General features: G+C 67.9%; 9 protein-coding genes and 1 riboswitch. Of the genes, 8 read left to right on the forward strand and 1 reads right to left on the reverse strand.

Annotated elements, in window-relative coordinates:
• Positions 1–77 precede the first annotated feature (77 nt).
• Positions 78–560 carry a DUF456 domain-containing protein gene (locus tag Q8814_RS22040; protein WP_330154116.1) on the forward strand — a complete coding sequence of 161 codons (483 nt, stop codon included), beginning with the start codon at positions 78–80 and terminating at the stop codon, positions 558–560.
• Positions 561–651: 91 nt separating this feature from the next.
• Here the strand turns inward: Q8814_RS22040 and Q8814_RS22045 are convergent, their stop codons facing one another.
• Positions 652–2,049, reverse strand: coding sequence for an FAD-dependent oxidoreductase (locus tag Q8814_RS22045; RefSeq protein WP_330154117.1), 1,398 nt, complete (start codon positions 2,047–2,049; stop codon positions 652–654).
• A 290-nt stretch (positions 2,050–2,339) separates the two neighbouring features.
• Here Q8814_RS22045 and Q8814_RS22050 point away from each other — a divergent pair, with 290 nt between their 5' ends.
• The 7 genes from Q8814_RS22050 (at position 2,340) to cobU (ending at position 8,751) form a co-directional block, all read left to right on the forward strand.
• Complete coding sequence (locus Q8814_RS22050) at positions 2,340–2,768, forward strand: Rv0361 family membrane protein (RefSeq protein ID WP_330154118.1); 429 nt, start codon at positions 2,340–2,342, stop codon at positions 2,766–2,768.
• Between the two features lie 47 nt (positions 2,769–2,815).
• Positions 2,816–3,226, forward strand: a complete 411-nt coding sequence (locus Q8814_RS22055; protein ID WP_330154119.1) for a rhodanese-like domain-containing protein — start codon at positions 2,816–2,818, stop codon at positions 3,224–3,226.
• A complete protein-coding gene (locus tag Q8814_RS22060) occupies positions 3,223–4,446 on the forward strand; it encodes an O-succinylhomoserine sulfhydrylase (RefSeq protein ID WP_330154120.1) in 1,224 nt (407 codons plus the stop codon). Before Q8814_RS22055 ends, Q8814_RS22060 begins: the two co-directional genes overlap by 4 nt.
• Positions 4,447–4,455: 9 nt before the next feature.
• Positions 4,456–4,601: riboswitch (cobalamin riboswitch) on the forward strand.
• 88 nt (positions 4,602–4,689) lie between these two features.
• On the forward strand, positions 4,690–5,580 hold the full coding sequence (locus Q8814_RS22065) for an ABC transporter substrate-binding protein (RefSeq protein ID WP_330154121.1): 891 nt from the start codon (positions 4,690–4,692) through the stop codon (positions 5,578–5,580).
• A gap of 65 nt (positions 5,581–5,645) precedes the next feature.
• Complete coding sequence (locus Q8814_RS22070; RefSeq protein ID WP_330154124.1) at positions 5,646–6,608, forward strand: FecCD family ABC transporter permease; 963 nt, start codon at positions 5,646–5,648, stop codon at positions 6,606–6,608.
• Complete coding sequence (locus Q8814_RS22075) at positions 6,605–7,417, forward strand: ABC transporter ATP-binding protein (RefSeq protein ID WP_330154122.1); 813 nt, start codon at positions 6,605–6,607, stop codon at positions 7,415–7,417. Before Q8814_RS22070 ends, Q8814_RS22075 begins: the two co-directional genes overlap by 4 nt.
• Positions 7,417–8,751 carry a bifunctional adenosylcobinamide kinase/adenosylcobinamide-phosphate guanylyltransferase gene (gene cobU / locus Q8814_RS22080; RefSeq protein WP_330154123.1) on the forward strand — a complete coding sequence of 445 codons (1,335 nt, stop codon included), beginning with the start codon at positions 7,417–7,419 and terminating at the stop codon, positions 8,749–8,751. The genes Q8814_RS22075 and cobU overlap by 1 nt, the downstream gene beginning before the upstream one ends.
• The last annotated feature ends 65 nt before the right edge of the window (positions 8,752–8,816 follow it).

The following is an 8,816-nucleotide window of genomic DNA, read 5'->3' on the forward strand; positions in this document are numbered from 1 at the left end:
GTCTCGACCGGACCCGATGTCGCCACCGCCCGCGAACGCGCGACGCGGGCCGCGTCGCTGGTCCATCCGGTAGCACCGTGAGTGCCGGCGCGGAGGTCCTCGTCGGCCTCGTCATCGCGGTGGGACTGATCGGTATCGTGGTGCCGATCCTGCCCGGAACCCTGCTGATCTTCGGGGCGATCGCGGTATGGGCTTTCCTGACCGGCGGCACCGTCGCCTGGACGGTCTTCGGTATCGCGACAGCCGCGCTCCTTCTCACCGCGATCGTCAAGTACACGTGGCCCGGCAAGCGACTGCAGCAGGCGGGCGTGCCCAACCGGTCGCTCGTCGTCGGCGGGCTGCTCGGGATAATCGGGTTCTTCGTCGTCCCGGTGATCGGGTTGCTGCTCGGATTCCTGCTCGGCATGTACCTGTCGGAGGCGCAGCGGCACCGCACCCACAGCGGAGCCTGGCGCTCGACCGTGCAGGCGACGAAGGCGGTGGGACTGTCGATCCTCGTCGAACTGTTCGGCGCGCTCGTCGCCGCGGGACTGTGGCTGGCCGCTGTCGTGTTCTGGTAGGCCGGCTCCGAAAACGATTGTGGCCGAATGCCTCACCGATCGGTCGCCCGATGAGTGAGGCACTCGGCCACAATGCGAAAGTGTCGGCCCGTCAGGACTTGTTGGGCTCCGACGCGCGGTACATGTCGTCGCGCTCGACGACCTTCACGCGCTCACGTCCTTCGGCCTCGCCGAGGCTGCGCTCGTGCGCATCGAGGCGGTACCAGCCCTGCCACGTCGTGTACGGCAGCTGCTTGCCCTCGAGGAACGCGATGACCGCGTCCGTGTCCGGCTCTTCGGGGGTGTTGAGGCGGCCTTCGGCGCGATCGACAAGGAGGTTCGCGACGGTTTCGTTCGCGTCGCCCTTGGTGTGGCCGATGAGGCCGACCGGGCCGCGCTTGATCCAGCCGGTGACGTACGTGTACGGCAGGAACCGGTCCGGGCCCTCGGCGTTCTCGTCGGCGAGCACGCGACCGGCCTCGTTGGGCACGGTGCCGGCCTGCTCGTCGAACGGGAGCTTCGCGATGTTCTGCGACAGGTAGCCGACCGCACGGTAAACCGCCTGCACCTCCCAGTCGCGGAACTTGCCGGTGCCGCGGACATTGCCGGTGCCGTCGAGCTCGGTGCGCTCGGTGCGCAGACCGACGACCTTGCCGTCCTCGCCCAGGATCTCGGAGGGGGATTCGAAGAAGTGCAGGAACAGCTTGTGCGGACGGTTGCCCGCGTCGCGGATCGCCCAGTCCTGCAGGGTATTGGCGACCATGTCGACCTGCTTGGAATTGCGGCGGGCCTGCTCGGAGCCCTCGTCGTAGTCGATGTCCTCGGGGTCGACGATGACCTCGATGGTCGGCGAATGGTCGAGTTCGCGCAGCTCGAGCGGCGTGAACTTGGCCTGCGCCGGACCGCGCCGGCCGAACACGTGGACCTCGGTGGCCTTGTTGTTCTTGAGACCCTCGTACACGTTCGGCGGGATCTCGGTGGGCAGCAGTTCGTCCCCGGTCTTGGCGAGCACCCGGGCGATGTCGAGTGCGACGTTACCCACGCCGAGCACCGCGACCTTCTCGGCCTCGAGCGGCCACTCGCGCGGCACGTCCGGATGCCCGTCGTACCAGGACACGAAGTCGGCGGCGCCGTAGCTGCCGTCGAGTTCGATGCCGGGGATGTTCAGGGTCCGGTCGGCGTTGGCGCCGGTGGAGAAGATCACCGCGTCGTAGAAGCGCGCGAGATCTTCGAGAGTGAAATCGCTGCCGTAATCGAGGTTGCCCAGCAAGCGGACGTTCGGCTTGTCGAGCACCTTGTGCAGGGCGGTGATGATGCCCTTGATGCGCGGATGGTCCGGTGCGACGCCGTAGCGGATCAGGCCGAACGGGGCCGGCATGCGTTCGAACAGGTCGATGCTGACCCCGGGATCCTGCGCAGTGTCGGACTTCATGAGTGCATCTGCGGCGTAGATACCGGCGGGGCCGGCACCGACGATCGCGACGCGAAGGGGACGAGTCTGATCGGTCATCAGGGGATCAACTACCTCTTCGAATGTGCGGACGGACATGCTTCAGCTTAAGGCGTGGCCGCCCTCAGCGGGCGTGCGCAGGTGGCGCGAGAACGACAAGAATGGGCCGCAGATCGGGCCGTCGGGAGAATCGCGTCAGCGACAACACATGTGGGCAGACACGCGGCACAGATCGACGGCGAGACGTCGAACGAGGTGCGTGGAGGCCATGCACAATTCCTACCTCGAGAGGGTTTATTCGGCAAACGCGCCCCGACCGGCGGCGATCGGCGGGGGATAGGATCTGCCGCATGGCACAGCGCGGCGCACCCGAACCGGATCCGGACAGACGCGACATCGGAAGCATCGGTCCCTTCCTCGGGGCGGTGGCCGTGATCGTGATCCTCATCGTCGGGGTGGTGCTCGCCCAGGTGCTGTCGCCGGCCGGCGATGTCCTCGACGACGACGAGCGGATCAACCGGGCGGTCGCCGACTACGTGCGCGCCCACAACGAAGACGACACCGCGGTCCTCGACCGGCTCCGTTGCGAGTCCCTCCCGGCCGAGGAAGCGCCGCTCGCCGAGGTGGACGGCGACGTCGAGTTCGACGGAACCGGTGAGGTCTCGATCGACGGCGACCGCGGGACCGTCGAAGTGCGCACCGTCGTCGACGGCACGCGTGGAGCCGAGACGTGGCAGGTGACGCGTGTGGGCGATGTGTGGCGGATCTGCAGGTTCTGAGGCTCCCCGGGTACGCGGCACGCCGAGCGCTGTGAAAAGCTGTGCCGGTGAGCTACGCAGGTGATATAACGCCGCAGCAAGCCTGGGAGCTGCTGCGAGAAGACCCGGATGCCGTGCTCGTCGACGTGCGCACCGACGCCGAATGGAAATACGTCGGCGTCCCCGAGACCTCGCCGATCGAGCGTCGCACGCTCTTCGTCGAATGGGTTTCGTACCCGAACGGGGCACGCAACGAAGAGTTCGTCGAGCAGCTGAAAGAGGCCGGTATACATGGCGGTCCGGTGATCTTCCTGTGTCGTTCGGGTCAGCGCTCCATCGGTGCCGCCGAAGCTGCCACCGCCGCGGGCCTGACCCCTGCCTACAACGTTCTCGAAGGATTCGAAGGTGCACTCGATGCCGACGGGCATCGCGGTGGCCAGGGATGGCGGGCCGAAGGCCTGCCGTGGAGGCAGTCGTGAATGCAATTCCCCAAGGTGGCGCTTTCCACAAGGCGCTGCCCGACAATGTTCGCCCCGCCACCCTCGGGGTGCGCGGCGGCACCCTGCGGTCCGGATTCGAGGAGACCTCGGAGGCGCTCTACCTCAACTCCGGGTTCGTGTACGAGTCCGGCGAGGCCGCCGAAGCAGCCTTCACCGGTGAGGTCGACCACTTCGTCTACTCCCGGTACGGCAACCCCACCGTGAAAATGTTCGAAGAACGGCTGCGGCTGCTCGACGGTGCCGAGGGTGCCTTCGCGACCGCGTCCGGCATGTCCGCGGTGTTCACGTCCCTGGCGGCGCTGCTCGGCAAGGGCGACCGCCTGGTCGCGGCCCGCAGCCTGTTCGGCTCCTGCTTCGTGGTGTGCAACGAGATCCTGCCCCGCTGGGGAGTCGAAACCGTGTTCGTCGACGGTGAGGACCTCGACCAGTGGGAGCAGGCGCTGTCCGTGCCCACCACGGCCGTGTTCTTCGAAACACCGTCGAACCCGATGCAAACCCTCGTCGACGTCCGCAAGGTCTCCGAGATGGCGCACGCCGCGGGCGCGAAGGTGGTGCTGGACAACGTCTTCGCCACACCGCTGCTGCAGCGCAGCCTCGATCTCGGCGCCGACATCGTCGTGTATTCCGGCACCAAGCACATCGACGGGCAGGGCCGTGTGCTGGGCGGCGCGATCCTCGGCCCGGCGGACTACATCGACGGGCCAGTCAAGAACCTCATCCGTCACACCGGTCCGTCGCTGAGCCCGTTCAACGCGTGGACCCTGCTCAAGGGCCTCGAGACCATGCCCGTGCGGCTCGCACACTCGGTGTCGACGACGCTGAAGCTCGCGCGGTTCCTCGAATCGAACGACAAGGTGAGCTGGGTCAAGTACCCCTACCTCGAGTCCCATCCGCAATACGAGCTCGCGAAGTCGCAGATGAGCGGTGGCGGCACGATCATCACCTTCGAACTCGACGCCCCCGCGGGCGAGGGTAAGAAACGTGCGTTCGAGCTGCTCAACAAGCTGCGCATCGTCGACATCTCCAACAACCTCGGCGACTCCAAGTCGCTCATCACCCACCCCGCGACCACCACGCACCGCGCGATGGGACCCGAGGGGCGCGCCGCCATCGGACTGTCCGACGGTGTGGTCCGACTGTCGGTGGGTCTCGAAGATCCCGACGACCTTCTCGAGGATTTGGAGCAGGCACTGTCCTGACCTGCTCGTGCCGTGAGTTACGCTGCGGGTGCCCTGCCTTTTCATGCGGGGCACCCGCAGCGTTACGGTGAAGCCGGTGCAAGTCCGGCACTGTCCCGCAACTGTAAGCCCGGTCTCGCCGGGCAAGTCAGGTCAGCCGGCGCCGCGGGCACGTACTGGTCCTCGGACGAAGGACGGTTCCGTGCCGCAACTTTCCGAGTTGCAGCCGTACTGTTTTCGTCCTCCGAGTCACGGAGGATGGCTGTGCCCCTCACTTCCCGCCGGTTGCTCACCGCCGGAATCACCGCTCTGGCCCTGCTCGCCGCCGCGTGCGGCAACGCCGCAGACACCACCCCGACCGACGCCACCGCGGTGTCGGACACGCCGCAGGCGATCGTGTCGCTGAGCCCCACCAACACCGAGATGCTCTACGCTGTCGGTGCCGGCGACCAGGTCGTCGCGGTCGACGATCAATCCGACTATCCGGCCGACATCCCCGTCACCGACCTGTCGGGCTACACCCCGAACATCGAAGCCATCCTCGGGTACGAACCCGACCTCGTCGTCGCCAACGCCGACACCGCCGACCTCGTCGCCGGACTCGAACAGGCCGGCGTCGACACACTGATCCTGCCTGCCGCGGTCACCCTCGACGACACGTACGCGCAGCTCGAACAGCTCGGGGCCGCCACCGGCCACGTCGGCGAGGCCGCCGAACTCGTCGCGCAGATGAGGACCGAGATCGACGAGATCATCGCCGGACTGCCCGAGCGGGAAATCCCGCTGCGCTACTACCACGAGCTCGACAACACCTTCTACACCGTCACCGACGACACCTACATCGGTGAGATCTATTCGATGCTGGGCCTGACCTCCATCGCGACCGGAGGCAACGGCTACCCGCAGCTGTCGGCCGAATACATCCTCGAGCAGAACCCCGACGTGATCTTCCTCGCCGACAGCCAGTGCTGCGGCGTCACACCCGAGGGTGTCGCGGAACGGGCCGGCTGGAACGAACTCGGCGCCGTCCGCGACGGACGCGTCTACGCGCTCGACGAGGACATCGCCAGCCGCTGGGGACCGCGCGTGGTGGACTTCATGCGCGAGATCTCTCGGATCGTCAGCGCAATCCCCGCGGCCCAACCCGCACCTTGATCACAACGACGCCGCGTCGCCGCGCACTCGTGCTGGGTGGCGCGGCGCTCGTCCTGTTCGCCGCAATGCTGGTGAGCATCCTCGTCGGCCCCGCCGGACTCACGCCGCGCGGTGTCCTCCTCGACATCGCCGACGGGCTGCCGCTCGTCGCGGTCGACTCCGGTCTGTCGACCCGGCAGCAGGCCATCCTGTGGAACATCCGGATTCCCCGCGTCGTCCTGGGCATGCTGGTCGGTGCCATGCTGGCCATCGCCGGAGCTGCGTACCAAGGCGTCTTCCGCAATCCCCTCGCCGATCCCTACCTGCTCGGCGTCTCCAGCGGCGCCGGTCTCGGAGCGACACTTGCCATCGTCGTCGGTAGTGTCGCGGGATTCGCCGGAATCCCGGTCGCGGCATTCGCAGGCGGTCTGCTCGCGGTCGGGGCGACATACGCCCTCGGCCGCACGGTCGGCGGCGCCCGATCGGAAGTGGTCATCATCCTGGCGGGGGTCGCCGTCGCCGCATTCGCCAACGCCATCCAGACCTTCTTCATGCAGTTGCAGGACGACACCCTGCGCCAGGTGTATTCGTGGATGCTCGGGCGCCTGTCGCCGGACGGCTGGACCGATGTGGTCGTCGTACTGCCGTATGTGGTGGTCACCGTCGCGATCATCATGTTGCACCGGCGCACACTCGATGTGATGTCGGTCGGCGACGTGGAGGCCGCGAGCCTCGGTATCAATCCCGCCCGGGTGCGCCTGCTGCTGGTCTGCATCGCGACCCTCGGCACCGCCGCGGTGGTCTCCGTGAGCGGCCTGATCGGATTCGTCGGGATCGTGGTCCCGCACGCAGTGCGCCTGCTCGTCGGCCCCGGCCACCGCATGCTGCTGCCGTTGTCGCTGATGGTGGGTGCCGCGTTCCTCGTCCTAGCCGACGTGCTGGCACGCACGGTGATGTCCCCGGCCGAACTGCCGATCGGCGTGGTGACCGCCGCGATCGGCGCGCCGTTCTTCCTGATCGTCCTCAGACGAAGCCGAGGTGTGAAATGACCGGAGACCTCGCAGTGACGTCGTCGACCGCCGTGGCGTGCCGGCAACTGCGCGCCGCGCGCGGTGGTGTGGAGGTGCTTCACGACGTCGACCTGATGGTGCCGTCCGGATCATGGGTGTCGCTGGTGGGGCCCAACGGATGGGGAAAGACCACGCTGCTGCACGCCCTCGCCGGGCTCGTCCCCGCGACCGGCCACATCGAGGTGGCCGGTGCGACGCCGGAGCGTGCGTCGCGTCGGGCGATGGCACGCGCGGTCGCGCTGATGCCGCAGCGGCCGGTGGTTCCCGAGGGTGTCACGGTCAAAGAACTCGTCCACCTGGGCCGCACCCCCCATGTTCCGCGGTTCGGCTCCGAGACGGTCCGGGACCGGGACGTCGTGGACCGGGTGATCGAACGGCTCGAACTCGAGGAGTTCGCGCTGCGGCTCGCCACCGAATTGTCCGGAGGGGAACTGCAACGTGTGGTGCTCGCCCGGGCGCTGGCGCAGCAACCGCGGGTGCTGCTGCTCGACGAACCCACCAGCGCCCTCGACATCGGCCATCAGCAGCAAGTGCTCGAACTCGTCGACACCATGCGCACCGAGAGCGAGTTGACCGTCATCGCCGCGATGCACGACCTGACCTCCGCGGCGCAGTACGGCGAACGGCTCGTGCTGCTCGACCGTGGGCGGGTGGTCGCGGACGGTGCTCCCGCCGACGTGCTCACCGTCGAACGCATCGCCCACGTATACGGAGCGCGGGTGGAGATTCTCGACCGTCCCGCGGGGCGGGCCGTGCTGCCGCTCCGTTCGGCGCAGAAGGAGCACTGATGGAGGTACTACTGCTGGGAACAGGGGCGGCCGACGGCTGGCCCAATCCGTTCTGCAACTGTGCGTCCTGCGCCGACGCCGCGCAGCGCGGCGAGATCCGCGGACAGACCGCAGCGCTGATCGACGACGTGCTCCTGCTCGACTGCGGACCCGAGGCGCCGCGCGCGGCAGTGCGTCTGCGGCGGAATCTGGCCGGTGTGCGGTACATGCTGCTCACCCACGCCCACACCGATCATCTCGGGCCGCAGGCATTGCTGTTCCGCGCGTGGGCCGACGCCGGTCACGTCCTGGAGGTGATCGGCCCCGCCGATGCGCTCGATGCGTGCCGGCCCTGGGTGGGGCCGGACGATCCCGTCCGTTTCGTGTCGGTGACGGCGGGTGATCGGATCACCGTGGGGAACTACGATGTCGGTGTTCTTCCGGCCAGGCACAAGGTGTTTCGTGACGGAGACTCGGTGCTCTACGACCTGACCGGACCGGACGGCTCCCGCATCCTGTGGGCCTGCGACACCGGGCCGTTGCCCGCCGATTGGTTCGACCGGGTACGCGGTACGGCATTCGATGCGGTGTTCGTCGAGGAAACGTTCGGCGACCGGTCCGAGCTCGGCCCCGGACATCACGGCTTGCCGGAGTTCGCCGAAACCGTTGCCGCCCTCCGCCGTTGCGGTGCGGTAGTGGACTCGACGGACGTCGTCGCCGTGCACCTCGGTCACCACAACCCACCGATCGCCGAGCTACGCGAACGTTTGCGGGCGTGCGGGGCGCGTCCCGGCGCCGACGGGGAGGTGCTGTGTGTGGGCGCCGAACGGCCCGTCCATCGCACACTGGTGCTCGGGGGAGTGCGCTCGGGTAAGTCGCGGCACGCCGAGGAACTGCTCGCCTCGTATCCGACCGTCACGTACGTGGCCACCGGAGGGACGCATGAGGGTGACCCGGAATGGTCGCAACGTGTCGCGTTGCACCGGGAACGGCGACCCGATTCGTGGTCGACCATCGAGACCTCCGATGTGGCAAAGGTATTGCGCGACGCTGCCGGGCCTCTGCTCGTCGACTGCCTCGGTACCTGGCTCACCGCACGACTCGACCTGCACGGCGTGTGGAACGGTGGCGATGCCGCGGCTGTCGACGCCGACATCGACGACCTCCTCGACGCCTGGCGGCAGTGCCGCGTGCCGGTGGTCGCCGTCAGCAACGAGGTGGGCAGCGGGGTGGTGCCGGCCAGCGCCTCGGGCCGATTGTTCCGGGACATGCTGGGCCGGCTCAACGCATCGGTCGCCTCGGTGTCCGACACGGTGACCCTCGTCGTCGCGGGGATACCGGTGTCGTTGCGCTGACCACCGGTGCGCGTGCGTCAGGCGAGCAGTCGGTACAGCCCGATCAGGCCGACCACGACGATCAC

Origin of the sequence: Rhodococcus chondri, from assembly GCF_036327435.1 — a bacterium.
GTDB lineage: Bacteria > Actinomycetota > Actinomycetes > Mycobacteriales > Mycobacteriaceae > Rhodococcus > Rhodococcus chondri.